22 protein-coding genes and 5 pseudogenes are annotated in these 25,877 nt (G+C 72.4%); 14 read left to right on the plus strand and 13 right to left on the minus strand.

Annotation, left to right across the window (positions count from 1 at the left end):
• Window positions 1-464 precede the first annotated feature (464 nt).
• Both Sfulv_RS03005 and Sfulv_RS03010 read left to right on the plus strand, forming a co-directional pair.
• Window positions 465-1,013 carry a Uma2 family endonuclease gene (locus tag Sfulv_RS03005; protein ID WP_218900560.1) on the plus strand — a complete coding sequence of 183 codons (549 nt, stop codon included), beginning with the start codon at window positions 465-467 and terminating at the stop codon, window positions 1,011-1,013.
• Between the two features lie 83 nt (window positions 1,014-1,096).
• Window positions 1,097-2,365, plus strand: coding sequence for an FAD-binding protein (locus Sfulv_RS03010; RefSeq protein WP_173311003.1), 1,269 nt, complete (start codon window positions 1,097-1,099; stop codon window positions 2,363-2,365).
• Window positions 2,366-2,401: 36 nt separating this feature from the next.
• Here the strand turns inward: Sfulv_RS03010 and arfA are convergent, their stop codons facing one another.
• Entirely contained in the window at window positions 2,402-3,919 is a 1,518-nt protein-coding gene (gene arfA / locus Sfulv_RS03015; RefSeq protein WP_173311005.1) for an arabinosylfuranosidase ArfA, read from the minus strand.
• 203 nt (window positions 3,920-4,122) lie between these two features.
• Here arfA and Sfulv_RS03020 point away from each other — a divergent pair, with 203 nt between their 5' ends.
• The 7 genes and pseudogenes from Sfulv_RS03020 to Sfulv_RS03050 all read left to right on the plus strand — a co-directional run bounded on the left by Sfulv_RS03020 (window position 4,123) and on the right by Sfulv_RS03050 (window position 11,787).
• Window positions 4,123-4,518: a TOBE domain-containing protein gene (locus Sfulv_RS03020; RefSeq protein ID WP_173311007.1), complete on the plus strand. Its 396-nt coding sequence runs from the start codon at window positions 4,123-4,125 to the stop codon at window positions 4,516-4,518.
• Between the two features lie 48 nt (window positions 4,519-4,566).
• Window positions 4,567-5,352: a molybdate ABC transporter substrate-binding protein gene (gene modA / locus Sfulv_RS03025; protein ID WP_173311009.1), complete on the plus strand. Its 786-nt coding sequence runs from the start codon at window positions 4,567-4,569 to the stop codon at window positions 5,350-5,352.
• Window positions 5,353-5,402: 50 nt separating this feature from the next.
• Window positions 5,403-7,341, plus strand: a pseudogene (locus Sfulv_RS03030) (ABC transporter permease).
• A gap of 135 nt (window positions 7,342-7,476) precedes the next feature.
• A pseudogene (locus Sfulv_RS03035) lies at window positions 7,477-8,216 on the plus strand (class I SAM-dependent methyltransferase).
• Window positions 8,217-8,230: 14 nt separating this feature from the next.
• Window positions 8,231-9,333, plus strand: a pseudogene (locus Sfulv_RS03040) (pyridoxal-phosphate dependent enzyme).
• Window positions 9,330-10,553, plus strand: a complete 1,224-nt coding sequence (locus Sfulv_RS03045) for an ATP-grasp domain-containing protein (RefSeq protein WP_173311011.1) — start codon at window positions 9,330-9,332, stop codon at window positions 10,551-10,553. Before Sfulv_RS03040 ends, Sfulv_RS03045 begins: the two are co-directional and overlap by 4 nt.
• Window positions 10,543-11,787, plus strand: coding sequence for an MFS transporter (locus Sfulv_RS03050; protein WP_173311013.1), 1,245 nt, complete (start codon window positions 10,543-10,545; stop codon window positions 11,785-11,787). Before Sfulv_RS03045 ends, Sfulv_RS03050 begins: the two co-directional genes overlap by 11 nt.
• Before the next feature lie 3 nt (window positions 11,788-11,790).
• Here the strand turns inward: Sfulv_RS03050 and Sfulv_RS03055 are convergent, their stop codons facing one another.
• Both Sfulv_RS03055 and Sfulv_RS03060 read right to left on the minus strand, forming a co-directional pair.
• Entirely contained in the window at window positions 11,791-12,414 is a 624-nt protein-coding gene (locus Sfulv_RS03055; RefSeq protein WP_173311015.1) for a sigma-70 family RNA polymerase sigma factor, read from the minus strand.
• Window positions 12,415-12,578: 164 nt separating this feature from the next.
• Window positions 12,579-13,286 carry a hypothetical protein gene (locus Sfulv_RS03060; RefSeq protein ID WP_173311017.1) on the minus strand — a complete coding sequence of 236 codons (708 nt, stop codon included), beginning with the start codon at window positions 13,284-13,286 and terminating at the stop codon, window positions 12,579-12,581.
• Window positions 13,287-13,516: 230 nt separating this feature from the next.
• On the opposite strand from Sfulv_RS03060, the gene Sfulv_RS03065 reads away from it, so the two are divergent.
• Window positions 13,517-14,491 carry a ferric reductase-like transmembrane domain-containing protein gene (locus Sfulv_RS03065; RefSeq protein WP_173311019.1) on the plus strand — a complete coding sequence of 325 codons (975 nt, stop codon included), beginning with the start codon at window positions 13,517-13,519 and terminating at the stop codon, window positions 14,489-14,491.
• Between the two features lie 54 nt (window positions 14,492-14,545).
• Window positions 14,546-14,868, plus strand: a pseudogene (locus Sfulv_RS30085) (apolipoprotein N-acyltransferase); the annotation flags it as partial.
• Here the strand turns inward: Sfulv_RS30085 and Sfulv_RS03070 are convergent.
• Both Sfulv_RS03070 and Sfulv_RS03075 read right to left on the minus strand, forming a co-directional pair.
• The gene (locus Sfulv_RS03070; RefSeq protein WP_173311021.1) at window positions 14,792-15,697 is read right to left on the minus strand and encodes a Gfo/Idh/MocA family protein; all 906 of its coding nucleotides are present in this window, start codon (window positions 15,695-15,697) and stop codon (window positions 14,792-14,794) included. The pseudogene Sfulv_RS30085 and the gene Sfulv_RS03070 sit on opposite strands and share 77 nt — an antisense overlap.
• A 37-nt stretch (window positions 15,698-15,734) precedes the next feature.
• Window positions 15,735-16,934 carry an FAD-dependent monooxygenase gene (locus Sfulv_RS03075; RefSeq protein WP_173311023.1) on the minus strand — a complete coding sequence of 400 codons (1,200 nt, stop codon included), beginning with the start codon at window positions 16,932-16,934 and terminating at the stop codon, window positions 15,735-15,737.
• A gap of 76 nt (window positions 16,935-17,010) precedes the next feature.
• Between Sfulv_RS03075 and Sfulv_RS03080 the strand changes: the two genes are divergently transcribed.
• On the plus strand, window positions 17,011-17,625 hold the full coding sequence (locus Sfulv_RS03080) for a TetR/AcrR family transcriptional regulator (protein ID WP_173311025.1): 615 nt from the start codon (window positions 17,011-17,013) through the stop codon (window positions 17,623-17,625).
• Between the two features lie 42 nt (window positions 17,626-17,667).
• Complete coding sequence (locus Sfulv_RS03085) at window positions 17,668-18,180, plus strand: DinB family protein (protein ID WP_173311027.1); 513 nt, start codon at window positions 17,668-17,670, stop codon at window positions 18,178-18,180.
• 664 nt (window positions 18,181-18,844) lie between these two features.
• Here Sfulv_RS03085 and Sfulv_RS03090 read toward each other — a convergent pair.
• The 8 genes from Sfulv_RS03090 to Sfulv_RS03125 all read right to left on the minus strand — a co-directional run bounded on the left by Sfulv_RS03090 (window position 18,845) and on the right by Sfulv_RS03125 (window position 25,484).
• Entirely contained in the window at window positions 18,845-19,318 is a 474-nt protein-coding gene (locus Sfulv_RS03090) for a hypothetical protein (protein ID WP_173311029.1), read from the minus strand.
• Between the two features lie 133 nt (window positions 19,319-19,451).
• Window positions 19,452-20,135: a uracil-DNA glycosylase gene (locus tag Sfulv_RS03095; RefSeq protein ID WP_173311032.1), complete on the minus strand. Its 684-nt coding sequence runs from the start codon at window positions 20,133-20,135 to the stop codon at window positions 19,452-19,454.
• Between the two features lie 76 nt (window positions 20,136-20,211).
• Window positions 20,212-21,792 carry an ABC transporter substrate-binding protein gene (locus Sfulv_RS03100; RefSeq protein ID WP_173311034.1) on the minus strand — a complete coding sequence of 527 codons (1,581 nt, stop codon included), beginning with the start codon at window positions 21,790-21,792 and terminating at the stop codon, window positions 20,212-20,214.
• Window positions 21,793-21,909: 117 nt separating this feature from the next.
• Window positions 21,910-22,665: an SDR family oxidoreductase gene (locus Sfulv_RS03105; protein ID WP_173311036.1), complete on the minus strand. Its 756-nt coding sequence runs from the start codon at window positions 22,663-22,665 to the stop codon at window positions 21,910-21,912.
• 15 nt (window positions 22,666-22,680) lie between these two features.
• Window positions 22,681-23,442, minus strand: a complete 762-nt coding sequence (gene fabG, locus Sfulv_RS03110; protein WP_173311038.1) for a 3-oxoacyl-ACP reductase FabG — start codon at window positions 23,440-23,442, stop codon at window positions 22,681-22,683.
• A gap of 205 nt (window positions 23,443-23,647) precedes the next feature.
• The gene (locus tag Sfulv_RS03115) at window positions 23,648-24,031 is read right to left on the minus strand and encodes a DUF3037 domain-containing protein (protein WP_173311040.1); all 384 of its coding nucleotides are present in this window, start codon (window positions 24,029-24,031) and stop codon (window positions 23,648-23,650) included.
• On the minus strand, window positions 24,028-24,882 hold the full coding sequence (locus Sfulv_RS03120) for a HipA family kinase (RefSeq protein WP_173311042.1): 855 nt from the start codon (window positions 24,880-24,882) through the stop codon (window positions 24,028-24,030). Before Sfulv_RS03120 ends, Sfulv_RS03115 begins: the two co-directional genes overlap by 4 nt.
• A gap of 113 nt (window positions 24,883-24,995) precedes the next feature.
• A complete protein-coding gene (locus Sfulv_RS03125; RefSeq protein ID WP_173311044.1) occupies window positions 24,996-25,484 on the minus strand; it encodes a transposase family protein in 489 nt (162 codons plus the stop codon).
• Between the two features lie 147 nt (window positions 25,485-25,631).
• Between Sfulv_RS03125 and Sfulv_RS30090 the strand changes: the two are divergent.
• Window positions 25,632-25,858: pseudogene (locus Sfulv_RS30090) on the plus strand (helix-turn-helix transcriptional regulator); the annotation flags it as partial.
• Window positions 25,859-25,877 lie beyond the last annotated feature (19 nt).

A 25,877-nucleotide genomic window follows, 5' to 3' on the forward strand; every position in this document is an offset into this window, starting at 1 on the left:
CGCGACCCTCGCCACGAGGAAACGCAGCCGCTCATCCCCCGTGTCCCAGGCATCGCCGGTGAGGTCGGCCGGCTGTAGGGCCAGGCGTCCGGGTCCAGGGCGATCCGGGTGAACTCCGAGCTGCCGACCAGGTCCCTGGCGAGCCGTCGAAAACACGAGGACGGGGGGGCTTCCACTGCGACCTCGACGACATCGCAAGCCTGGTGTCGGCCGACCTCGACCCGGCGCTCAAGCTGACGTGCACCACTCCTGCGAAGCAGCTCGTCCATGGACCACGTCGTCCAGATCCACACCGAGATGATCACCGGCCTCCGGCTCCTCTGACCCACACGGGCCGAGTGAGAGATCCGGTCGCTCGACTATGCTGACGCCAGCGTTGCGCCCGTGTCCGCGATCCGGGATGAGGGCCCCTGAACTCTTCGAGGCGCCTGGAGGAAGCCGTGACCGCCGAACTCCCCGACTGGATGATCCCGCCTAGGATCAGCGGCTGGGAAGCCGATGACCTCGACCTCCTCGCCCAGGCACCGCGGCACACCGAACTCATCGACGGAGCCCTCATCTTCATGATGTCGCCGCAGCGGTCTTGGCACGCCCGGCTGGTGGAGAACCTGACCTTCGCCCTGCGCCAGGCCGCCCCCGTCGGGTTCGACGCCGAGCGTGAGATGACCGTCAGGCTCGACAAGAAGAGCCGCCCCGAGCCGGACATCCTGGTCACGACCGCCCCGTACGACCCCGACCGGACGTGGTACGCGCCTGAGGACGTCGCCCTGGTCATCGAGGTCGTCTCGGAGGAGTCGGCGGACCGCGACCGTTCGCTGAAGCCCTTCAAGTACGCACAAGCCAGGATCCCCCACTTCTGGCGCGTCGAGGACGAGACCGGCGCCCCCACCGTCCACACCTACGAACTCGACACCATGACCAGCACCTACGTGGCCACCGGCATCCACCGCAACCGGTTGAAGGTCTCCGTCCCCATCCCCCTCGACATCGACCTCGACAGCCTCGTGCCCTGACCGCCACCGGGTATCCGGTGGCCGCTCCACGGCACCAGCCGATTCAATCAACCGTTGTGAACCAGAGCTGGGAGAGGCGCACGATGACGACGGACGACCGGCGGACGGCCGTGACGAACTGGGCGGGGAACGTCCGTTTCTCGGCCCGTGAGCTGGTGCGCCCCGCCTCGCTCGACGAGTTGCGGCAGGTCGTGGCGGGCGGGCGGCAGATACGGGTGCTGGGCAGTGGGCACTCGTTCAACACCGTCGCCGACAGCGACGACGTGCTCGTGTCGCTGGCCGGGCTGCCGCCCGCCGTCGACGTGGACACCGCGGCGCGCACGGTGCGGGTGGCGGGCGGAGTGCGTTACGCCGAGCTGGCCCGGCAGGTGCACGAGCGGGGTCTCGCCCTGCACAACATGGCCTCGCTGCCGCACATCTCGGTGGCCGGCTCCGTCGCCACCGGTACGCATGGTTCGGGTGATGCGAACGGGCCGCTGGCCAGCGCGGTCCGGGAGGTGGAACTGCTCACCGCCGCAGGTGAGCTGGTGACCCTGCGCCGCGACGGGGACGGTGAGCGCTTCGCCGGCTCAGTCGTCGCGCTGGGCGCGCTGGGCGCGGTGACCTCGCTCACCCTTGACCTTGTCTCCGGCTTCGACGTGTGCCAGTACGTCCACACGGAGCTCGGGCTCTCGGACGCGTTGGCGCACTTCGACGCGATCACCTCCGCGGGCTACAGCGTGAGCCTGTTCACCCGCTGGCGGGACCGGTCCTTCGGGCAGGTGTGGGTCAAGTGCCGCGCGGACGAACCGCGGCCCGCCTTCCCCTGGGCGCCGCCCGCGGTGGAGCAGCTCCACCCCGTACCGGGGATGCCCGCAGTCAACTGCACCCCGCAGCTGGGCGTGCCCGGCCCCGCGCACGAGCGGCTGCCGCACTTCCGCGCGGAGTTCACCCCGAGCAGCGGCGCCGAACTCCAGTCCGAGTACCTGGTAGCGCGTACCGACGCGGTGGCGGCGCTGACCGTGCTGGACGGGATGCGGGAGGTCATCGCGCCCGTCCTCCAGGTCTGCGAGGTACGCACGATGGCCGGGGACGAGCAGTGGCTCAGCCCCGCCCACGGCCGGGACACGGTCGGCCTGCACTTCACCTGGGTGCCGGAGACGGCGGCCGTGCTGCCGGTGCTCGCCCTCCTGGAGGAGCGCCTCGCCCCGTTCGCCCCGCGTCCGCACTGGGGGAAGGTGTTCACCGTCCGCCCGGGCCTGCTACGGGAGCGGTATCCGCGACTGGCGGACTTCGAGGCGCTGGCGCGTGAGCTGGACCCGTCGGCCAGGTTCACCAACTCCTTCCTGCGGGACGTGCTGTACGGCGCCTGACGGCCCCGGGGTGGCCGGGGCCGCCCGGTGGCCGGCTCAGCCTCCCAGGCGGATGACGTTCCAGGAGAGCGGTTCCAGGACCGTTCGCAGCCGGCCGTCCGAGAGCGTGGTCCCCTCGACGGTGTGCGGCGCGACGCGCTCCGGGTCGTCGAGGGTGTTGCGGGCCTCCGGGTCCGCGTCGCTGAGCGCGAGGTGTTCGATGACCACGGTCCGGCCGAGACCGTGGAGCGCGATGTCGAGGGGCAGCGGCTCGCTCCGGCTCCGGTTGACGGCGAAGACGGTGACGGTGCCGTCCTCGCCGAGCACGGCCGTGGCGTGCAGGAGATCCACCTCGCCGTATTTCGCCGTCCGGTACGTCGGTGAGTCCGCACGCACCTCCAGGACGCGCCCGCGCCCGTACCGGGAGGTCAGGGCGAAGGGGAAGAACGTGGTCTGCCGCCACGCGGGCCCGCCCGGCTCCGTGAGGATCGGGGCGATGACGTTGACGAGCTGGGCGAGGCAGGCGACGCCCACCCGGTCCGCGTGGCGGAGCAGGGCGATCAGCAGGGAACCGACGACGACGGCGTCCGTGACCGAGTAGCTGTCCTCCAGGAGGCGCGGTGCCTCGGGCCAGTCGGCGGCGCCCTCCTCGGCCTCCGGCCGGGGCCTGGACATGTACCAGACGTTCCACTCGTCGAAGGACAGGTTGATCTTCTTCGTGGACTTCAGGCGCGCGCCGATGTGGTCGCAGGTGGCGACGACGTTCTCGATGAACGACTCCATGTCGACGGCGGAGGCGAGGAAGGAGTCGCGGTCGCCGTCGGTCTCCTCGTAGTAGGCGTGCAGCGACACGTAGTCGACGAGGTCGTACGTCTCGGTGAGGACCGTGGCCTCCCATGCCGCGAAGGTGTCCATGCCCTGGTGGGACGAGCCGCAGGCGACGAGTTCGACGGACGGGTCCATCTGCCGCATCGCCCGGGCGGCCTCGGCCGCCAGCCTGCCGTACTCCTCGGCCGTCTTGTGGCCGGTCTGCCAGGTGCCGTCCACCTCGTTGCCCAGGCACCACAGCCGGATTCCGAACGGGTCCCTGTCGCCGTGGGCGGCGCGCAGTGCGGCGAGTGCCGTTCCGGCGGGGTGGTTGGCGTACTCCTGGAGCTCCAGGGCCTCGGCGACTCCTCGCGTGCCGAGGTTGACGGCCATCATCGGTTCGGCCTGCGGGCCGATCTTCCTGAGGAAGCCGATGTACTCGCTGAGCCCGAAGCGGTTGCTCTCGGTGGAGCGCCACGCGAGGTCGAGCCGGCGCGGGCGCTGCTCCACGGGTCCGACGGAGTCCTCCCATTTGTGACCGGAGACGAAGTTGCCGCCGGGGTAGCGCACGGCGGTCACGCCGAGTTCGCGGATCAGGGCCAGGACGTCCGTACGCAGTCCCGCCTCGTCGGCCGAGGGGTGGCCGGGTTCGTGTACGCCGGTGTACACACAGCGGCCCAGGTGCTCGACGAAGGAGCCGAAGAGGCGGGGGTCGACGTCGGCGACGGTGAAATCCGGGTGGAGGGTGAAGCGGGCGGAACGGGGCATGGGTCCTCGATCGGTCGGTATGTTCGATATATCGAATACTGGTCGTTGACTCGAACGGGACCGTAGAATCGAACATCATCCGCGTCAATGCCCCGGACGGACCTCCGGCCCTTTGGGGCATGCTCCGAGCACCTTCGCACTTACCGCCGAAATCCCCGGATCGTTCTTGCAGGTGCCAGGATATGGCGGGTACTTTGCCGCACATGCAGTCCTACACAATCGGCCAGGCCGCCCGTCTGCTGGGCGTCAGCCCCGACACCGCCCGACGCTGGGCCGATGCCGGACGGGTCGCCACCCACCGGGACGAGGCCGGGCGCCGTCTCATCGAGGGGCGCGACCTCGCGGGCCTCGCCGTCGAGGTAGGGCGCCCCGGGAACGAGGAGGACGACCCCTCCTTCACCTCGGCGCGCAACGCCTTCCCCGGCATCGTCACCGCCATCAAGCTCGGCGACGTCGCGGCCCAGGTCGAGATCCAGGCCGGACCGCACCGGGTCGTCTCACTGCTGACCCGCGAGGCCGTCGAGGAGCTCGGGCTGGCCGTCGGGATGCGGGCCACCGCCCGTGTGAAGTCGACCAGCGTGCACATCGACCGCAGCTGAGCCGTCCGGCCACCGGCCGTACGGCCCGTTCCAGAGGAGTCCCTGCCCATGCATCCCGCTCTCGCCGGACGGCGTCTCGCCACGACCGTGCTGTCCGTCGCCCTGCTCGTGCCGCTCGCCGCGTGCGGCAGCGACGGCGGGGACCGGGACGACGCCTCGGCAGCGCCGGGGACGAGACTCACCATCCTCGCCGCTGCCTCCCTCACCGACGCGTTCAGGACGGCGGGCACGGCGTACGAGAAGGCGCACCCCGGCACGGAGGTGACGTTCTCCTTCGCCGGATCGCAGGAGCTCGCCGCCCAGGTGGAGCAGGGTGCCCCGGCGGACGCCCTGGTCACCGCCGACGTGCGGACCATGGACGGGCTGGCGTCCGAGACGGGCCCGTCCACCGTGATCGCGAAGAACCGGCTCGTCATCGCCACCGGCGAGGGCAACCCGGAGGGGATCAGAGGGCTGGAGGACCTGACCCGCAGCGGGCTGAAGGTCGTCCTCGCCGCCCCGGAGGTACCCGTGGGCCGCTACAGCAAGCAGATCCTGGACGCCCGGAAGCTCACCGTGAAGCCGGTTTCGCAGGAGACGGACGTCCGCGCCGTCCTGAGCAAGGTCGCGCTCGGCGAGGCGGACGCGGGGCTCGTCTACCGCACCGACGCCGCATCGGACGCCGGCCGCGTCGACGCCGTCGACATCCCGGACGCGCAGAACGCCGTCGCCTCCTACCCGGCCGCCACCCTGCGCCAGTCGGAGAACGCGGAGGCCGCGACGGCGTTCGTGCAGTGGCTCGCCGGGCCCCAGGCGCAGAAGATCCTCCGGGAGGAGGGGTTCCAGCAGCCGTAACCGCCCGCCCCCAGCCCATCCCGGCCCCCGAACCCGAGCAGGAACCGCCGATGAGACGCCTCCGCCGCCCCGCCACAGGTGCCCGTGCTCCGCTGGCCCTGACCGTGCCCGCGCTGCTCGCGATCGCGTTCCTGCTGATGCCCCTGGCCGGCATCCTGGCCCGTACGTCCTGGCGAGACCTCGGCAGCCATCTGACGAACCCCGGCGTCACCGAGGCCCTTCGGCTGTCGCTGGTGGTCTCGTTCTGGGCACTGGGCCTCTCCCTGGTCCTCGGCGTGCCGCTGGCCTGGCTGCTGGCGCGGGTGGAGTTCCCCGGCAAGGCGCTGGTCCGCTCGCTCGTGCTGCTGCCGATGGTGCTGCCGCCCACCGTCGGGGCGTGGCCCTGCTGCTGGCCTTCGGGCGGCGGGGCCTGCTGGGGCCGTGGCTCGACGAGACCTTCGGCATCACGCTGCCGTTCCACACCTCGGGGGCGGTGCTCGCCGCCACGTTCGTGGCGATGCCCTTCCTCGTCATCAGCCTCGAAGGCGCGCTCGCCGGGCTGCGCCCCCGCTACGAGGAGACCGCGGGCTCCCTGGGGCCTCCCCCCTGCGGGTCTTCTGGACGGTCACCCTGCCCATGGTCGCCCCCGGGCTCGCCGCGGGCGCGGCGCTGACCTGGGCGCGGGCACTGGGCGAGTTCGGCGCCACCATCACCTTCGCGGGAAACCTGCCCGGCACCACCCAGACCCTCCCCCTTCAGGTCTATCTGCTGCTCCAGGAATCGCCGGAGGCCGCGACCTCCGTTTCCCTGCTCCTGCTGGCCATCGCCATGGCCGTGCTGGTCGCCCTGCGGGGCCGCTGGACGGGCGGGGCGGGAGGCCGGGTCCCGGAGGCGCGGAACGCGGCCGACGACAGCACCCGGCCCCTGGACCCGCCACCGGTCCCCGTGCCGTCCCAGAAGGCGGACCCCGCACAGCGCTGGCCGCTCCATGCGGTGGTCTCCGGCTTCACCCAGCTCACCCTGGACGCCGCACCCGGCACCACCATCGCCGTCGTCGGCCCGAACGGCGCGGGCAAGACGACGCTCCTGCGCGCCCTGCTGGGGCTCACCCCGAGGGCGCACGCGGAACTCCGCCTCGGCGCCACCGAGGTCACCGCCCTGCCACCGCACCGCAGGGGTGTCGCCTGGGTCCCGCAGGACGGGGCGCTGTTCCCGCACCTCAGCGCGGTGACCAACACGGCGTACGGGCTGCGCGCCCGTGGCGTACCCCGGGCGCGGGCGCGACGTGAGGCGCAGCGGTGGCTGGACCGGCTCGGGGTGGGCCATCTCGCCCACCGCCGCCCCGCCCAGCTCTCCGGCGGTCAGGCCGGCCGGGTCGCCCTGGCCCGCGCCCTCGCCGCCCGCCCCCGCCTGCTGCTCCTCGACGAACCGCTGGCCGCCCTGGACCAGACCACGCGTGCCCAGGTCCGCCACACCCTGCGCGCCCACCTCGACGACTTCGACGGGGTCTGCCTGATCGTCACCCACGATCCGGTCGAAGCGGTCGCACTGGCCGACCGGGTCCTGGTGCTGGAGGACGGCCGCGTGGTCCAGGACGCCCCTCCGGCCGAGGTCACCCGTCATCCGCGCTCGCCGTGGGTCGCCCGCATGCTCGGCAGCAACGCGTGGGCCGGGACCGCGACGTCCGGCGGCCTCACGCTGAGCGGCGGCGCGCACCTCGTCGCCGCCGATCCCCTGGCGGCCGGCACCGACGCGCTGGCCGTCATCGCCCCGGAAGCGGTGGCGCTGCACCGCGAGCGTCCGCGGGGCAGCCCGCGCAACGTCTATCCCGGCACCGTCCGCGAGATCACCGCGCTCGGCAGCCGTCTGCGCATCCTCGTCGACTGCGAGGGGGTGGCCGGACTCGTCGCGGAGATCACCCCGGCGGCCGCCGCGGAGCTGGGCCTGCGTGAGGGCAGTGAGGTGTTCGCCGGTATCAAGGCCACCGAGGTGCGGCTGGTCGGCCTCTGATCCCGCCCGTCCACATGTTCGTCCCCGGTCGCGTTCTCCGGGAACCAGGTGCCGGAATCCACCGACTACTGGGACGAAGCACAGTGACACGAGCGGTATCAGGGGCCCGCGTGGCCCAGGAGGAGGCCGACAGGCATGCACTGGTACGAGGACGACTCCCTGTGGTCCGACTTCGCACCCACGATGTTCTCCGCCGACCGCACCGCGACCGCGGCGGCCCTGGTGGAGTCCTCACCTCTGCTGGACTTCCCGCCGGGCTGCCGGGTACTCGATCTCTGCTGCGGGCCGGGGCTCTTCCTGGTGCCGCTGGCCCGCCGCGAGTACGCCGTCACGGGCGTCGACCTCTCCCCTCGATGCTGGACCGCGCGCGGAGCGCCTGCGCGCGGGCGGGGGCCGAAGTCCGCCTGGCCCAGGCCGACATGCTGACGTACACGGCTCCGGGCGCCTTCGACGTCGTACTCAACCTGTACACGTCCTTCGGGTACTTCGACGACCCCGAGGACAACCTCCGGGTGCTGCGCAACGCCTGGGAGAGCCTCGCTCCCGGCGGGCAGCTCCTGGTGGACGTCATGGGCAAGGAGGTGCTGGCCGGCTGGATCGGGCGCCCGCAGGCCGTGGACCTGCCGGACGGTTCGTACGTCGTGCAGCGGGACACCGTCCTCGACAGCTGGCGGCGGCTGCGGACCGACTGGACGCTGGTGCACGGCGACTCCGCCCGTACGGCGTCGCTGACCTCGTGGCTCTACAGCGCCGACGAACTGCAGACGCTGTTCGAGAAGGCCGGGTTCACCGGCGTCGACTGCTTCGGCGGCTTCGACGGAGCGGGGTACGACCACCGCTCGCAGCGCCTGATCGTCCGCGGGCGGCGGCCGTGAGCCCCCGGCCGGAGGTGAGCCCTCCCGCCGCCCACGCCGGTTCCGTCGGCGGCCGGTCCGTCCATGAGCACATCACCGACGCCGTCAAGGCGCCCGACCTGATCCGGCTCGACGGCAACACCGTGCTCGCCCGGTTCGAGACGATGAAGGTGTACGCGGCGCTCGGCGCCGTCCGCTCGCTGCTGCGGCGGGGCCGGATCGTGCCGGGGCAGACGCTGATCGACAGTTCGAGCGGCATCTACGCGCTCGCCCTCGCCATGGCCTGCCACCGCTACGGCCTGCGGTGCCACATCGTGGCGTCCACGACGGTCGACTCGGTGATGCGCGCCCAGCTGGAGATCCTCGGTGCCACCGTCGATCAGATGCCCCCTCGCAGAGCCTCCGGCTCGACCAGGAACGCCGGGTGCGCCATGTGCGCGCGCTCCTCGCCGACCGGCCGGACTTCCACTGGATGCGGCAGTACCACGACGCCGTCCACTACGAGGGGTACCAGGAGTGCGCGGAGCTCGTATCCGGGGCTCTGCCCGAGGGACCGGTCACCGTCGTGGGCGCCGTGGGCACGGGAGCGTCCACCGGCGGACTCGCCCAGGCCCTGCGGGCGTCCGGGCGCGCGGTGCGCCTGGTCGGCGTCCAGCCGTTCGGCAGCGTCACGTTCGGCAGCGAGCAGTTCAACGACCCGGACGCGATCATCGCCGGTATCGGAAGCTCCATCCCGTTCCGCAACGTCCGCCACGAGCTGTACGACACCGTGCACTGGCTGGACTTCCGGCACGCGATGGCGGGGGCCGTCGGCCTGCTGCGGCAGCACGCGGTGTTCGCCGGGCTGTCCACGGGAGCGGCTCATCTGGTCGCGTCGTGGGAGGCGGCCAGGCATCCCGAACGCCTCCACCTGGTGCTCGGCGCGGACACCGGCCACCGTTACGCGGAGCGGGTCTTCTCCCGGCACGCCGAGGCACGGGACATGGCGGGGCTCCGGCCGCTGCCCATCGCGTCGCTCGCTGAACTGCGCCCTCCCTGGTCGGTCATGGAGTGGGCGGGACGGGCCGCGCCGCCGGGCGCCCGCTGTGCCGACGAGGGCGCCGCCGTGTCCGTATCCACCGTGGAGCTGACGTCATGACGCTCGCCGCACTCGAAGCGCTCTCGTTCGGCCTGGGCCGCATGGTCTCGGCGGCCGAGGAGACCGGGCACCGGCTGTGCCTGCTCACCGGGGACCGGTCGGTGTACGGGCACGAACTGGCCGGCCTCCCCGACGACGCGCTGACCGTCGTCGACGTCGACACCCACGATCCGGCCGCGGTCCGCCGGGCGCTGGCCACCGTCCCCGCGCTGGCCGGTCTGATCAACACGACCGACACCTGGAGCGTGCCGGCCGCCGATCTCGCGGCGGAGTTCGGGCTGCCGGGGCCGGACCCGGCAGCGGTGCGGCTGCTGCGCGACAAGCACCGGGTGCGTGCCCTGCTGCACCGCCGGGGGCTGAGCCGCAGCGGCGCCGTGCGCGTGGGGGCGGGCGTGGGAGCGGCCGGGGACATCCTGCGTGAGGTGGGTCTGCCGGCGGTGCTCAAGGACTCGGCCGGCACCTCCTCGCGCAACGTCTGGATCGTCCATGACGAGGAGGCGCTGCGCGACGCGCTGGCGGAAGCGGGCCGGCAGACGCTCATGGGCTCGCTGTTCGCGGAGGGCTTCCTGTCGGGGCCGCTGTACAGCGCGGAGACGCTCAGCTGGGACGGCGCCATCCGGCTGCTCGGTGTCCTGAGCCGCCAGACCTCCCGGCAGCCGGCGGTACGGGAGGAAGCCGCGGCCTTTCCCGTCGCCCTGCCGGACACCGAACGGCGGGGGATCGAGGAGTGGGCCGGGCGGGTCCTGTCGGCGGCGGGGCACCGGAGCGGCTTCGCCCACGTGGAGTTCATCCTCACGGCCCGGGGTCCTGAGCTGGTCGAGATCAACCGGCGGATCGGCGGTGCGCTGGTGGGCGAGGTGCTGTGCCGCTCCCTGGGGACCAACGTGTACACGGCCATGATGGAGGAGGCGCTCGGCCGGCGGCCCGGCCTGATGGACGCCCATATCGACGGGGCGGGACCGGCGTTCGGCTTCGTCCTCGTGCACGCCGACCACCCGGGTGTGCTGAAGGGCTGGCTCGGACTGGACGAACTGGCCTCCTTCCCCGGCTCGGTGCGCTGGTACCCCACGAGGGAACCGGGCGACGCCCTGGCCCACGTAGGGGACCAGCGGGGGTGCACGGGCATCGTGCTCGCGGAGGCGTCGACGGCCGAGCTGGCGCAGCACCGGGCGTGGAGCGCGGCCACCCGGGTGCGGCCCGTGGTCACCGGTGGGCCGTGAGGCGGGGGCCGGCGGGCGGTTCAGCGGCCCGCAGGTGTTCCTGCTGGCCGGTTCGTTCCTGATCACGCTCGGCAGCTTCGCGGTCCTGCCGTACATGTCGGTGCTGCTGCACCAGCGGCTCGGGCTTGGCCTCGGCACGGTCGGCGTCGTCCTGGCCGTCGCCTCGCTGGTGCAGTTCTCCGGGAGCGCGGCGGCCGGGGCGGTGACCGGCCGGATCGGTCTGCGGGCGACGATGCTGGTGGCGCTCGGGCTGCGTACGGCGGGATTCGCGGCGTTCCTGCCGGGGATGCACAGCGCGGTGGTCTCGATCGGGGCGCTGCTGCTGGTGTCCTGCGGGGCCGCCCTCTATCTGCCGGCCAACAAGGCGTACCTGGTGGAGGGCGCCACCGAGGCGGAGCGTCCGCGGGTGCTGTCGGCCGGCAGTTCGGCGTTCAACGCGGGCATGGCCCTCGGGCCGCCCGCCGCCGCGCCGTTCGTCCTGGGGTCGCCGCTCGTACTGTTCTCCTGCGTCACGCTGCTGTTCGCGCTCGTCGGTGCGGGGCACGCGCTGCTGCCGCCGGCCGGCCCTGGAACGGCGGCCCCGGTGAGCGGCGCGAGCGGCGGCTCACGCGGCGGGGGTCCCGGGCCGTCCCCCTTCGCCGTGACCGTTCTCGCCGTGTACGTCTTCATGTTCTTCCAGCACTACCTGGCCCTGTACGCGGTGCCGCGCACCTCGGCGGCCTTCTACGGGGCCGTCCTGATGGGGTACGCCGCTCTCCTGGTGGTCGCCCAGCCCTTGCTGTCCGGCTGGATCGCCGCGCTCACCTACCCGAGCGCGATGCGGGTGGGCTTCGGAGCGATGGCCGCCGGGACGGCCGCCATCGGCTTCGGCGGGTACGCGGGGATCGGCGCGGGCGCCGTGCTGATGTGTTTGGGGGAGGTCGTCCTCTTCCTGAAGAACGACCTGGAGGCGCTGGCCCGTTCGTCCGCGCCGCCCGCCGCGGTCTTCGGCGGACAACGGCTGGCGGCGGGGATCGGCGCCTTCGCGAGCGGCGTCGTCGGCGGTCAGGTGTACGCGGCGGCGGACGCGGCAGGCTCGGCCGGGGGGTTCTGGGTGGCCGTGTGCCTCCAGGCGGTGATCCTTCCGGTGTGCTTCCTGCGTCGCCGGACGGGGCCGCTCAGGGGGAGCGTCCGGCGACGCGGGAGCCGGAGGCCGCCGGAGAAGCCCGGCGAGCCTGTCCGGTCAGGGCAGTAGGGATCAGGCGGCCGGTATCGACGGTTCCGTGCTCCACACCGCCGCGAGATCCCGTCTGGCGCGCGCCACCCGGGAGCGCACCGTGCCGATCGGGCAGCCCGCGGTGTCGGCCGTCTCCTCGTACGACATGCCCATCAGCTGGGTGAGGACGAATGCCTGGCTCCGCGCCGCGTCCATGGTCCGCAGCGCGTCGAACAGCGCCACGGTCTCGTCGAATCCCGGGGTGTGCCGCGGCTGGGCGCGTTCCGCCGCGGCCTGCCAGTCGGCGGTGTCGGCGATCCGGGGCCGCACGGAAGCGGTGCGGTACCCGTCGATGACGACGCGTCGGGCGATGGCGAGCAGCCAGGTGCGCGCGCAGGAACGTCCCGCGAAGCCGGCCAGGCCGGTCATGGCCCGCAGATAGGTCTCCTGGGCCATGTCCTCGGCGGCGGGGCCGTCGGCGCCGAGGTAGGTGACGAAGCGGCGTACGTCCTCGTACGTCGCCCGGACGAAGCGCTCGGCCGCCTCACGGTCGCCGCAGCCGGCGGCCAGTGCCCAGCCGGTGATCTGCAGATCACGCTGTTGGGCGGGGACCCTCCGGGCGGCGGAGGGCTCCGGGGCGGGGGTTAGTGTCGGGGCAGGGCTCATCACAGCACGTCCTTCGTGTCTGTTCGCGGAGCCGCGGCGTCTTCACACGGGCTCCTCGGACCGGCTCCACCCCCTGCCGGCGTACGTCAGGGGGTGGAGCCGGCATGCCTGACACGGGCGCGTGCGCACGAGCGGCGCACACGTCCCGTAAGCCGCCCGGCGGGTCAGTGGGCGAACGAGGGCCGGACGGGAAGGACGTGCGGGGGCGGGCCGCGCAGAGACAGGCCGTGCAGCAGCAGGAGTTCCTGGAGACGGCGCCCCGGCCTGCGCCGCGGGCGCCACCGCGTGAGTGGTGCCTGGGGCGGGCCGGCGTCCCAGAGCCGCCAGGCCGTCGCCAGGGGTGCGCGGACGAACAGGGCGAGGGAGCGGGCGAGCTGGACGACCGCGGCCTCACCGCGCCACAGCCACCAGCCGCAGAGCAGACCGGCGATCAGGTGGGCCGCCGCCATGCCCGCGCTCAGCGTGGAACCGTCGAACGCCTCCAGGAGGCCCGGGCCCGGCACGGCGCCGGCCGTCGCCTCGTGCGCCACGTGGTCGACCGCGCCGGAGTGGTGCACGGCGTACGCGTGAACGGCGGACACGGGCGGCTCACCGGCCGTGTACGGCCGTTCCCGCGCGGCGGACGGGAGCGAGCTGAAGAAGGCGTGCAGGAACACCTGCCCGACGGCGCTCGCGGCGACGGCGGCGCAGGCGGTCCGTTCCCTTCCCGCCAGCCACCAACCGGCACACGTCACCAGCAGCAGGGCCGACGCGAGAGCGGGGAGCGGAAGGGACCCGCCGGACATGTGCGCGTGCCCGAGTCCGGACACGGCGACGCACACCACCGCGAACAACACGGCGCGTACGAAGCGGAGTGCGGGTCCGGCCCCCATGACCGCCATCGTGCCAGCGCCACCCGCCGTCACGAGAAGACCATCAAGTCCTGACACCGGGCTGGTTGACCCACTATGAGCGGACACGCTCCTCCTGTGATCCACATCACATCAAACCCGGGGGAACTTTCCGCACCCCCTGCCCGACTGCTCCAACGACGCTCCCCCGCACGCCTGGTGGCCCGGGACCGCACCCGCCGCACCGCCGACGCGACCGAAGAGGCAGCACGATGAAGCCGTCCCCAGCGCCACCCGCCCCCGAACCCGCCGAGCCCGACGCCCCCGCCGCAGGCGCCGTTGACCGGCCCGTGCGCCCCACCCTGCGCTCCGACCTGCGCGCCTCGCTGCCCGACGGGCTCGTGGCGCTCGCAGTGACCGGAGCGGTCTTCGCACTGCTCTACGTCCGGATCAGGGCCAAGACCTCCTCGACGGTCTCCGTCATGCCCTTCATGGCCGACGCGGGCGGCTTCTGGATGTACTTCCTGAGCCAGGCGTTCGGCTGGTCCGCGCTGCTGTGGGCCTGGGGCACCGTCGTCCTCGGCCTGCTGCTCTCCGGCCCCCGCCCGCGCGGGCTGCCCCTCTCCGGCCCCCGTCTCGAACGCCTCCACCGCACCACCAGCCTCAACACGATGGCGCTGATAGCGGCTCACGCCCTGCTCTTCGCCGCCGAGCTGGTGAGACACGACACCGCGCGATGGCACTCGGCGCTCGCCACCGCGTTCGTGGAGGCGTTCGTGCCGGGCGGGTACGACTCCGGCACCGGCCGGATCGCCATGCCCGTGGGCCAGGCCGCGCTCTACCTGGCGATCCCGCTCGGCCTGCTCTTCTACGTCCGGCACCGCATAGGCCCCAGGACCTGGCGGGTGCTGCACCGCTTCGTGATCGTCGTGTACGTCCTGAGCGTCTGGCACACCCTCCTCTACGGCACCAACGTCTGGTACGACGGGTGGTTCCGGACGAGCGTCTGGCTCCTCCAGATCCCGATCGCGGCCCTCCTGCTGCTGCGGCTGCTGCGGCCCGCACGCCGCTCGGAGCGCCTGCCCCGGCCGGGCACCGGGTCACCCGCGGGCTGGACCCTGCGCCTGACCGGCCGGCTCGCGGTCGCCGTAGTCGTCGTGGCGGTGCTCGCGGTCGTACTCAGCGGACACGACGGCGGCCGGACCGTCCCCCCGGCCGACACCTCCTCCACCCACAACCACGACTAGCGTCGCTCGTCCCAAGCCCGGCCTGGTCCGGACGAGCGGCCTGGCCACCGGAGGGCGCTGCGCGCGGCCGAGAGCGGCCGGCCGATGGTGCACGCCACGCTCACCGGCACGAGCGCGGTGTACGGACCGGGGGGGGCGAGAAGGTGGGTGCGCCCCTCGGCACGGACGTGAGCGCCGCCGCCGTCTTCGACGTACCCCTCACGACGGGCACCACGCTCCATGTGCGCGTGGGTGACTGGGCGGTGTACGCGGCCCTGGCCCTGCCGGCCGGGCTGGGGGCGGCCGAAGGGCTGCGGCTTCTCAGACGGCCTGCTCCAGGGAGTCCCGCAGCACTCGCTCGCACAGCTCGTGGGTGGCCAGCGCGTCCCGGGCGCTGAGCACCTGCCCGGCGCGCACCGCGTCCAGGAACGACGTCACGCTCTGCTCGATGCCCCGCTGCCGGGCCACCGGCACCCAGTCACCGCGCCGCCGCACGCTGGGCTGGCCCTTGTGGTCGACGATGTCGGCGAGGTTGAGAACCTGCCGCTTGGAATCCTGGCCCGACACCTCCAGGATCTCCTCGGTCGATCCGTTGAGGCGGTTCATCATGCCGATGGCGGTGAAGCCCTCGCCGGACAGCTGGAGTACGACGTGGTGCATGAGCCCGTCGACGATCCTCGCCCGCACGACGGTGCCGACGACCGGCCCCGGCACCAGGAAGCGCAGGGTGTCGACGACGTGGATGAAGTCGTCGAGCACCATGGTGCGGGGGTCCTCGGGCAGTCCCACCCTGTTCTTCTGCATGAGGATCAGCTCGCGCGGGTGCTCGGCGCACTGCGCGTACGCGGGGGCGAGCCGGCGGTTGAAGCCCACGGCCAGGCCGACGGCGCGTTCCTCGGCGAGCGCCACCAGCCGTGCGGAGTCGGCGTAGTCGTAGGCGAGCGGCTTGTCGACGTAGGTGGGGACGCCCGCCGCGATGAGCCGGGCGGTGATCTCGGGGTGTACGGCTGTGGGCGCGTGCACGAAGGCCGCGTCGAGCCCCTGGGCGAGCAGTGAATCCAGGTCCGCGTGGCACTGCGGCGCCGGGATGCGGTGGGTCCCGGCGACCGCGGCCAGGGTCGCCGGGGTGCGGGTCTGCAGATGCAGTTCGACCCCGGGCAGGGTGCTCAGCACCGGCAGGTACGCCTTCCGCGCGATGTCGCCGAGCCCGATACAGCCGACCTTCACTGGGGTCTCCCTCGTCACTGTCGTACGCGCGCGACTGTCATGTGCGCGTCTTCGGTTCCGCAGCATACGTGCGCTGCGGAGGCTGCCAGTCGGCGATCCCGTCGAGGGCGCGCAGGGCGAGCCCGGGGCCCAGGCGGGTCACGGTGGCCAGGAGGGCGTCCCGGAGCGCGACGGCCGGGGCACCGGACCACGCCACCACCCGGGCGACCCGCGCCGACTTGCGCACCACGGCAGTCGTACGGGGCAGCCGGACCGCGCTGTACGCGGCCAGGCCCTCCCCCAGGCCGGGGCCGGGCGCCACGTGGTGGGCGAGGACCACGGCGTCCTCGATGGCCTGGTTGCCGCCCTGGCCCAGCATGGGCGCCATGGCGTGCGCGGCGTCGCCGACCAGCACGGCGCGGCCCCGGTGGAAGGACGGCAGGGGCTCGGCCATGTGGTGCACGTCGTGGCGCAGGATTCGGCCGGGTTCGGTGGCCGCGAGGACCGCGGGGACCGGGTCGTGCCAGTCACCGAACCTGCGCAGGAGTTCGGCCTTCTCGTCGTCGGCGGCCCTGCCTCCGGCGGGTGTGACGGCGCCCGCGTAGGCGTAGACCCGGCCGTCCTTGAGCGGCTGGGTGCCCCAGAGGGCTCCTCTGCCCCAGCTCTCGTGCGGGGCGAAGGGGCGCCCGAGTCCGGGGACCACGGCCCGCCAGGTCGTGAAGCCCGCGTACGAGGGCCCGGGGTGGCGGGGGAAGAGAGTGCCGCGTACCGCCGAGCGGATGCCGTCCGCACCGACCACGAGGTCGGCCTCGATGTCGCCGGAGGGAGTCCGGACGACCGCCCGGCGGCCGCCGGGGCTCCCCGGGCTGACGAGCTCCGCCGGGCACCCGGTCCGGAGCGCGGACGGGGGCAGTTCCGCCGCGAGGATGCCGATCAGGGTGGCGCGGTGGAGCAGGACCAGCTCGCCGCCGAAGCGCTCGGCGGCGGCCGCGCTGTCCGTACGGGAGAGCCAGCGCCCACCGGAGGAGCGCAGCCCGCCCTCGCCCTGCCAGGCGGCCAGGGACCTGATCGTGTCTCCCAGCCCGATGACGTCCAGCGCGCGCTGGGAGTTGGGCGCGAGGCTGATCGCCGAACCGACGGGTTCGAGTGACCGAGCGCGCTCCAGCACGGTCACCTGCCAGCCGCTCCGGTGCAGGGCCGCGGCGGCGGTGAGACCGCCTACGCCGCCGCCGATGACCACCGCGTGGTTCCTGACCATGACGCCCTCTCGTAACTACACCTGTAGTGACGGGTTCACCGTACTACAGATGTAGTTGCGCAGGTAGGCTGGCTCCATGGCCACACGTACCGAGGGGACCCCGGGCAGGTCCCGCGCCGACCTGATCGCCGACACCGCGCTCACCCTTCTCGCCGAGCGGGGGATGCGGGGCCTCACCCATCGCGCCGTGGACGAGTACGCCGGACTGCCGCAGGGCTCGACGTCGAACCACGCCCGCACCCGCCAGGCACTGCTGGAGGCGGCCGTGCGCCGGCTCGCCGAGCGCGAGGCGGAGGTGCTGGGCCCCGTGGCGGAGTCCGGGCCTCCGGCCCCCGGCGATCCGGACCGGACGGCCGGCCGTCTGGCGCTCGCACTGCACCGCTATCTGACACACCACCCCGAATATCCGCTCTGCCGCTACGAACTTGCCCTGGAGGCCACCCGGCGCCCGGAGCTGCGGACGTACTACGACGCGGCGGGCCGGCGGTTCCGCGAGCCACTGGTGGCGCTGATGGCCGCGGCGGGATCGGCCGAGCCGGAACGCCACGCGCTGTCCCTCGTGGCCTGGTGCGAGGGAATGATCTTCTCGTGCGCCGCGGGTTCGCACAGCGGCTCGGTACCCACCGAGGGAGAACTGCGGACGGGACTCGCCGAGCTCCTGCACGGGATGCTCGCTCCACGGAAGCGGTAAACGCCTGGCCACGACCATGATCAATCGGCCAGTATGACCGGCATGACGACACCCGAGCGAACAGAACCCGCCATCGACGCCGCCGAGCGCCCGATGCTCGAAGGCTGGCTGGAGTACCACCGCGCCACGCTCGCCATCAAGTGCGAGGGCCTGGACGACGCCCAGTTGCGGAAGGCGTCTGTCCCCCCGGCGGAGTTCACGCTCCTCGGACTGGTGCGGCACATGGCGGAAGTGGAACGCGGCTGGTTCCGCGCGGTCCTGACCGGTGAGGACGCTCCGCCGATCTACGGGACGGACGAGGACCCCGACGCCGATTTCCACCCCGGTGAGTCCGACACCTGGGAGGAGGCGCGCGCGACCTGGCTCGCCGAGATCGCACAGGCCAGGACGAACGCGGCGAAGTACGGGCTCGACGACCTGTCGGTCGGCCTGAGCCGCAGCGGAAAGCAGTTCAACCTCCGCTGGATCTACACGCACATGATCGAGGAGTACGCGCGGCACAACGGCCACGCGGACCTCGTCCGGGAGCGGATCGACGGCGCGACCGGCGTCTGACCCCCACCCGTCCGGGTGGGGGTGTGCCCGCGTCGCCCGGCTGACCGGGTCACCCGTGCGGGCCAATCACGGCCCGCGGGCTGCCCATCGGCCCCGCGCACCCGCACAGTTGGCGGGTGCGTCGAACCAGCATCACAGCGAAGCTCCTGGTGGGAGTGGCCGTCACCGCTGTCTCCGGCTGCGTGTCGGTGGAGCCGCGGGCAGCCCTCCCGGCCTGGCCCGAGGCCGCCCGGCCCGTCCGGGCCGTCCAGGACCCAGCCCCGCAGATCGTGCAGCCACCCGTCCGGGAGTCGCTCGAAGCACTGCCGGACCCCGCGCCTTCCGTCTCCCCGGCCCCGGCCCCTGCCGGCACCCCGGCCGCAGCCCCGCCCCGGCCGCGTGGCGCCGAAGCACGCGCACCTCAGCAGCGTGCGCCCGCCCAGCCACCTCCCCGGCGGGCGCCGCACCGGCGCCCCCGGTGCCGCCCGCTGTCCTGCCGAAGGTACCCGGCCCTCTACTCGCCGGGAGGGACGTCTGCGCCATCGGACGGGGGTACGGGAGCTGGCGGCCGGGGAGCACCGAGGCGCGGACCTGCGAGGAGGTGTACGGCCGCTGACCACGCCGGCGGCGGTCGCCGGTCCGGGCACCTGGCGGGAGCCCGCGCCGCGTGCGGCGGGCCGGGCCCTCACCGCTCGCGCATCCGCTGCTCCAGCCGGCCGATGGCGGCCCGCACCCCTCCCCCGTACCCGTCGTGTCCGAGCCCTCCGGCGGTGTCCCGCGCCTGGTCGAGATGGAGGCGGGCCGCGTCGGGGCGGTGCAGCTTCAGATAGTCCGCCGCCAGACTGAGGTGCAGTGAGGGGTAGAAGGCCCGCACGGCGGACGCGTCCTGGTCCTCGGCCGCGCGCTCCCCGGCCAGGCCGTCCGCCGCGGTGAGCGCCCGCAGGTCCCAGGCCAGCTCATCTCCCGGATCGTCCTGGGTGTCGGCCATGTAGTGCGCGAGGGTGCAGCGGTGCAGGGCGTCACCGTCCTCGCCGAGCTCCGCCCAGAGGACCCCGAAGCGATTCCGGGCCTCTTCCCGGTCCCCGCCGTGCAGCAGCATGATCGCCTGGCCGATCCTCGTCATGACGGCGTCCCGTGCCGCCTCCTGCCGCTCCGTCACTGCGGTCTCCTTCGCGCCCGTCCCGGCCCGTTCCGGTGGTCCTGACGCTAGCCTCCGCGGCGGGGAAACCCGCTGAGGCACGGGCCCGGCCCCGTCTGCCGGCTCCCCCGCACCCACGGGCGGGGCAGGGTGCTCAGCCGAGGTCGGGGATGCGCCAGTCGATCGGCTCGTGGCCCTGGGCGGCGACCGCCTCGTTGATCTGGGTGAACGGGCGGGAGCCGAACCACCGCTTCGCGGAGAGCGGGGAGGGGTGCGCCCCCTTCACCACGATGTGCCGCTCCTCGTCGATCAGCGGCAGCTTCTTCTGCGCGTAGTTGCCCCAGAGCACGAAGACGGCGGGGTCCGGGCGCGCGGCCACGGCCCTGATCACCGCGTCGGTGACCTTCTCCCAGCCCTTGCCCTTGTGGGAGTTGGCCTCCCCACCCCGGACCGTCAGCACTGCGTTGAGCAGGAGGACGCCCTGCTCGGCCCACGGCATCAGATAGCCGTTGTCCGGTATGGGCAGGCCGAGCTCCGCCTGCATCTCCTTGTAGATGTTGCGCAGCGAGGGGGGCGTCCTGACGCCCGGCCGCACGGAGAAGCACAGCCCGTGCCCCTGGCCCTCGCCGTGGTAGGGGTCCTGGCCGAGGACCAGGACCTTCACCCGCTCGTACGGAGTGGCGTCGAGGGCGGCGAACACCTCCTCGCGCGGGGGATACACCGGCCCCTTGGCCCGCTCCTCCTCGACGAAGTCCGCGAGCTCCTTGAAGTACGGCTTCCGCAGCTCCTCGCCGAGGACGCCGCGCCAGGACTCGGGCAGCAGGTCGGTGTAGGTCACTTCCACAACCTCCGGTAGGCAGTCAGTTCTTGATCACAGAACCTACCGGGGGCCACTGACAGCGGGCCCGCACGCCCTACCAGCTGGTCTTGCGGTACAGCTCCCACAGCTGCATGACGGTCTGCGGGTCCAGGGCGCGCTCGGCGCCACCGATGTCCTCGCCCGCCGCGACGTACAGCTTGCCCTGCCACAGCGGCAGCAGCCGGACGTCGTCGACGAGGATCTGCTGTGCCTGCTCGAACTGCTTGCTGACCGCGCCCCGGTCGCTCTCCTGGCGGGAGGACGGCAGCAGCTCGTCGGTGATCTCGGCGTTCAGGTACGGGGTGCCGGTGACGCTCTCCTTGCCCACGAAGGGGGCGATGAAGTTGTCCGGGTCCGGGAAGTCCGGGAACCAGCCACGGCCGAATACGGGGTACTCGCCCTTGGTGAAACCCTCCTGGAAAGCGGTCCAGGGCGCGCTCTTCAGGGTGATCCTGAACAGCCCGGACTCCTCCAGCTGGCGCTTCAGCTCCGCGAACTCGGGAGCGGTCGAGGAGCCGTACCGGTCGGTCGTGAACCAGAAGGTCATCTTGACGGGCTCGGTGATGCCGGCCTTGCTGAGGATGGACCTGGCCTTGGCCTCGTCGGGGTCGCCGAAGGTGTCGAAGAAACTGGTGGTGTGGCCGGCGATGCCCTTGGGCACCATCGAGTACAGGGGCTCCGCCGTGCCCTGGTACACCTTGGCGACCAGCGCGTCACGGTTCACGAGCTGCGCGATGGCCCGGCGTACCGCCGGCTTGCCCGCGGCGGGGTCCCGGGGGTTGAAGACGAGGAACCGGATGTCCGCGCCGACCGTCTCGATGATCTGGAGACCGTCGTTGTCGGACTTGTCGTCCTCCAGGCTGACCACTTCCTGGGCGGTCAGACCGCGGTAGGTGGCGTCGATCTCCTTCTTCTTCAGCGCGTTCACCATGGAGGCGGAGTCGTCGAAGTACCGGATGGTGACGGCGGTGTTCCTGCGGTCGGCGAAGCCCTTGTAGTCCGGGTTCCTCGTCAGCTCGGAGACCTCCTTGGCCTCGTACGACTCCAGGAGGTACGGGCCCGAGCCGGTGACCTTCCCGTCACTGCGGAGCTTGTCCTTGGGGTACTCGCCCGGCGCGACGAGCGACATCGCCGGGGTGGCGAGGATGAACGGGAACGTGGCGTCCGACTTGTTGAGGTGGAAGATCACCTCGTCCTCGCCCTTCGTCTCCACCCGGTCCAGGGAGCCGAGCATGCCGAGGGGGCCGCCCTTGACCTTGATCGTCCTGATGCGGTCGATGGAGTGCTTCACGGCTTCCGCGTCGATCTTCTCGCCGTTGGAGAATTTCAGGTTCTCACGGAGCTCGCACCGGTAGGCCATGCTCGTCTCGTCGGTGAACGTGCAGGAGTCGGCGGCGTCGGGCTCGGGACTCGTACTGCCCGTGGGGAAGCTCACGAGGGTCTGGAAGACGTTGCGCATCAGCTCCCAGGAGCCGTCCCAGGCCGCGGCGGGGTCGAGCGTCGAGGGCGCGCTCGTCGTACCGATGGTTATCTGCTGGTCCGTCTCGGAACTGCTGTCGGACAGCAGACCGCAGCCGGCCAGCAACGACAGGGAAGCAAGGGCTGCAGCAGCCTGCAGACTGGCCCGGTAGAACACGCGCACGCTCCTCGATCAGCCATGGGTCGGCAGACCATACCGCAGCGCCCCGCCGGGCCAATCCACGGGCCTGACGGGGCACTTGAGTCAATCAGGGTCAAATCCACTCAGGCCGTCTCAGGCCACGCCCGCATTCAGGAAGATCCCGCCGTCCACGACGAGCGTCTGTCCCGTGATCCAGCCGGACTGCTCGGAGGTGAGGAACGCCGCCGCCCCGCCGATGTCCTGCGGGACGCCCAGCCGGCCGAGCGGGTAGGCGGCGGCCGCCTCCGCCTCCCGGCCCTCGTACAGCGCCTCGGCGAACTTGGTCTTCACCACGGCCGGAGCGATCGCGTTGACCCGGACGCCCGGGGCGAACTCGTGCGCCAGCTGGAGGGTCAGGTTGACCATGGCCGCCTTGCTCATGCCGTACGCGCCGATGAAGGGCGAGGCGGAGACACCGGCGACCGAGGCGATGTTGACGATCGCCCCGCCGTTGTCCTTCTGCCACGCCTTCCAGGTCTGCTGGGCGAAGCCGAGCGCGGAGATCACGTTGGTCTCGTAGACCTTGCGGGCGACGGCGAGGTCCAGCTCGGCCATCGGTCCGAACACCGGATTGGTGCCCGCGTTGTTGACGAGGAAGTCGATCCGGCCGAAGACCTCCATGGTGTGGGCGACCGCCGCGGCCTGGTGGGCCTCGTCGTGCGCCTTGCCCGGGATGCCGGTCGCCCGGTCCGCGCCGAGCCTCTCGACGGCCTCCTTGAGCGCTTCCTCCCCGCGGCCCGTGATGCAGACCCGGTCGCCGCGGGCGACGAGCGCCTCGGCGATCCCGTAACCGATACCGCGGCTCGCCCCCGTGATGAGGGCGACCCTGCCGCTGTCCCGCACAGTCATGTCCTGCCCTTCGAGTTAGTTGAGCGGTCCGCCGGCGACGTACATGACCTGGCCGGAGACGAAGCCCGCGTCGTCGCCCGTGAAGAAGGCGATGGCGTTGGCGATGTCCTCGGGGTGGCCGACGCGCTGTACGGGGATCTGGCTCGCCGCAGCGGCCTGGAACTCCTCGAAGCCCATACCGACCCGGGCCGCCGTCTGAGCCGTCATCTCGGTCACGACGAATCCGGGCGCGACGGCGTTGGCGGTGATGCCGAACTTGCCGAGCTCCTTGGCGAGGGTCTTGGTGAAGCCCTGGAGGCCGGCCTTCACGGCGGAGTAGTTGGCCTGGCCGCGGTTGCCCAGCGCGGAGGAGGAGGAGAGCGAGACGATACGGCCGAACTTGGCGTCCACCATGTGCTTCTGGACGGCCTTGGCCATCAGGAACGCGCCCTTGAGGTGCACGTTCATCACGAGGTCCCAGTCGGACTCGCTCATCTTGAAGAGCAGGTTGTCACGGAGGACACCCGCGTTGTTGACGAGGATCGTCGGGGCGCCGAGCTCGGTGGCGACCCGCGCGACAGCCGCCTCCACCTGCGCGCTGTCCGACACGTCGCAGCCGACCGCGAGGGCGGTGCCCCCGGCGGCGGTGATCTTCTCGACCGTGCCCTTGCAGGCCGCCTCGTCGAGGTCGAGTACGGCGACGGCGCGGCCCTCGGCCGCCAGACGCACTGCGGTGGCGGCGCCAATGCCCCGCGCCGCTCCCGTCACGATGGCGACGCGCTGCTCGGTGGTGGACATGCTTGGATCTCCTCGCCCTTGGATCGGGGCTCAGCGGACGTGGGGACGATCCCTGACGGAAAAGTTCCCCATGACTGAGCAACCGCTTAGTACCTTCAGCAGACGAGACGCTAGAAGGCCCGGCACCCGGTGTCAACGGCCCGAGGGCGCAGCGGCGTATGTCACACCCGCCGGCGCCTCCCGCGCGGCGCCGCCGGGCCCGCGATCAGCGCACGAGCAGGTCGAGCAGCCGTTCGATCTCAGCCGCCGGGTCCGTCGTGAGGCCGCTGTGCACGGGCCCCGGCTGGACGACCGTGGAACGCGGCGCGATCAGCCAGCGAAAACGCCGTCCGAGGTCGTCGCCCGCCGCCTGGCCCGCCGCGTCACCGCCGTGACAGACCCCTTCCACGGCCCGCAGAGCGGCCCGCACGCCGACCACGTCGGCCCTCGGGTCCAGCGCCGCGAGCTTGCGCTCGTCCAGATGCGTGCGGGCGGCGACGAAGGATCTCGCCCGGCAGTACACCAGCACGCCCGCGTTGAAGCACTCACCACGCTCCACCCTGGGGACGACCCGCAGCACGGCGTACTCGAAGACATCGCGCCTGGTCATCGTCGGCCGCCCTTGCCGCTCTGCTCGTCACCGGCCGGCTGGGGGGCCAGGCGCCCGACGAGCCAGCCGGGCGCCTGCGAGGGCCTGGTCCTGGTCGGCGCGTCCAGCGAGATCCGCTCGTGGACGCTGCGCGCGCGGGCCAGCAGCGGTGCCACGTAGGCGCGGCGCAGCGCGTCCGTCGACTCGAAGCCGGGCTCGTCGACGAGCCACTCGTCGGGTACGTCGGCGACGACCTCGGTGAGCAGCTCCTCGGTGACGAGCGGGCCCAGCTCGGCGGCCGCGGCCGCGATGTCCGGGCCGAAGGGTGCGAGCACGTGGTCGGAGGCGTTGTAGGGCTTGGCCGCCGAGGTCTGCGCCCCGGGCCAGTTGTGGTGCCAGATCATCGTGGCCCCGTGGTCGATCAGCCAGGGGTCGCCGTGCCAGACCAGCATGTTGGGGTTGCGCCACGACCGGTCGACGTTGTTGATCAGCGCGTCGAACCAGATGACCTTCCCGGCTTCCGCGGGCCCGACCTGGTAGGCGAGCGGATCGAAGCCCAGCGAGCCGGGAAGGTAGTCCATCCCGAGGTTGAGGCCGCCGCTCGCCTTGAGCAGTTCCTGCACCTCCTGGTCGGGCTCGGCCAGCCCGATGACGGGGTCGAGCTGGATGGTGACGAGCTCCGGCACGCGCAGCCCCAGCCGCCGGCCGAGCTCTCCGCAGACGACCTCCGCCACGAGGGTCTTGCGGCCCTGGCCCGCGCCGGTGAACTTCATGACGTACGTGCCCAGATCGTCGGCCTCGACGATCCCGGGGAGCGATCCACCCTCCCGCAGGGGCGTGACGTAGCGGGTCGCGACAACCTCTTTTAGCACTTTCCCAGGCCACCCATCTCTTAGCCTTGCATTCAACGGAGGGCTCCTTCGGGGCGTAGAGGCGGGAATCGCCAGTCGACGGCGCTGGGGGAAATCTGGGGAGTTCCGGCCAGCTAGCTGATCCCCCGCGCTCCCCAAGCAGACCGTCGATGGTGCCGCGCCCTTTGCTGCCGGCCTCCGGCATGAAGTGAGCATAGTAACCGAGAGTGATCGCGGGCGAGGGTGTCGACGGCGGCGGCCACCGCCGCGGCGTTCTGGCGGTGGCCGCCGACGGCCCGGCGGATTGCCCGCGCGACCGGCCCGTCCACCGTGGCGCTTGTGGCCGAGCGGGTGTCGAGGAACGCGCCGACGGCTCGGTCGAGGGCGTCGCCGTCGAGGCGTTCCAGCAGGCGGCGGATGGTCGCGGGGTGCGGGGCGGAGGTCTGCCCGGTGAACGGGTCGGGGGTGAAGCCGAGTGTCCGCAGGGCCCAGGGCGGCGCGTCGGTGATCCATTCCCCGATCGCGGCCAGCGACTTCGCACCGGGCAGGACGGCGGCGGCCACCGCGCAGACCAGTGCGCTGAAGGGGTAGATCCGGCCTTTACGGCCCCTGGGATCGGGCATCCCGGTCAGGAACGTACGCAGGTCAACGGCATCAAGGAGCGGTGCCGGGGCGGCTATCGAGGCCAGTTGCCCCAGCGGGGTGGCGATAGGCGATGATGCAGACGCTCGCGCCAGGCCACCCCCATGGTCCGAGGAATCCCCCCACGGGCCCGCCCCGACGGGATCACCGGCACCCAGCTGGCCATCGCCCACCTCCTCGTCGAGGGCCACGTCGACGAAGCGATCGCCCGCCGCCTCGGCATGAAGATCCGCACCTGCCGCGGCCACATCGCCAACTCTCCGCCGCCCTCGGCGGCGGCAGTCGCGCCCAACTCGGCTATTTCATCGCCCGCTCGGGCATCCTCGACGACCGCACGGCCGACCCGGCGGACTGAAACCGGCCCTTCTCCCCTC

This window comes from Streptomyces fulvorobeus (assembly GCF_013167895.1).
In the GTDB taxonomy this organism is placed as follows: domain Bacteria; phylum Actinomycetota; class Actinomycetes; order Streptomycetales; family Streptomycetaceae; genus Streptomyces; species Streptomyces fulvorobeus.

What these genes read in the sequence shown, in the direction of transcription:
- Sfulv_RS03005 (WP_218900560.1), top strand. Translation starts at nt 465, where the DNA reads ATGATCCCGCCTAGGATCAGCGGCTGGGAAGCCGATGACCTCGACCTC.
- Sfulv_RS03020 (WP_173311007.1), top strand. Translation starts at nt 4,123, where the DNA reads ATGCAGTCCTACACAATCGGCCAGGCCGCCCGTCTGCTGGGCGTCAGC.
- Sfulv_RS03010 (WP_173311003.1), top strand. Translation starts at nt 1,097, where the DNA reads ATGACGACGGACGACCGGCGGACGGCCGTGACGAACTGGGCGGGGAAC.
- Sfulv_RS03080 (WP_173311025.1), top strand. Translation starts at nt 17,011, where the DNA reads ATGGCCACACGTACCGAGGGGACCCCGGGCAGGTCCCGCGCCGACCTG.
- modA (WP_173311009.1), top strand. Translation starts at nt 4,567, where the DNA reads ATGCATCCCGCTCTCGCCGGACGGCGTCTCGCCACGACCGTGCTGTCC.
- Sfulv_RS03075 (WP_173311023.1), bottom strand. Translation starts at nt 16,934, where the DNA reads ATGGTCAGGAACCACGCGGTGGTCATCGGCGGCGGCGTAGGCGGTCTC.
- Sfulv_RS03055 (WP_173311015.1), bottom strand. Translation starts at nt 12,414, where the DNA reads ATGAGCCCTGCCCCGACACTAACCCCCGCCCCGGAGCCCTCCGCCGCC.
- Sfulv_RS03115 (WP_173311040.1), bottom strand. Translation starts at nt 24,031, where the DNA reads ATGACCAGGCGCGATGTCTTCGAGTACGCCGTGCTGCGGGTCGTCCCC.
- fabG (WP_173311038.1), bottom strand. Translation starts at nt 23,442, where the DNA reads ATGTCCACCACCGAGCAGCGCGTCGCCATCGTGACGGGAGCGGCGCGG.
- Sfulv_RS03060 (WP_173311017.1), bottom strand. Translation starts at nt 13,286, where the DNA reads ATGGGGGCCGGACCCGCACTCCGCTTCGTACGCGCCGTGTTGTTCGCG.
- Sfulv_RS03065 (WP_173311019.1), top strand. Translation starts at nt 13,517, where the DNA reads ATGAAGCCGTCCCCAGCGCCACCCGCCCCCGAACCCGCCGAGCCCGAC.
- Sfulv_RS03085 (WP_173311027.1), top strand. Translation starts at nt 17,668, where the DNA reads ATGACGACACCCGAGCGAACAGAACCCGCCATCGACGCCGCCGAGCGC.
- Sfulv_RS03045 (WP_173311011.1), top strand. Translation starts at nt 9,330, where the DNA reads ATGACGCTCGCCGCACTCGAAGCGCTCTCGTTCGGCCTGGGCCGCATG.
- Sfulv_RS03125 (WP_173311044.1), bottom strand. Translation starts at nt 25,484, where the DNA reads ATGCCCGATCCCAGGGGCCGTAAAGGCCGGATCTACCCCTTCAGCGCA.
- arfA (WP_173311005.1), bottom strand. Translation starts at nt 3,919, where the DNA reads ATGCCCCGTTCCGCCCGCTTCACCCTCCACCCGGATTTCACCGTCGCC.
- Sfulv_RS03105 (WP_173311036.1), bottom strand. Translation starts at nt 22,665, where the DNA reads ATGACTGTGCGGGACAGCGGCAGGGTCGCCCTCATCACGGGGGCGAGC.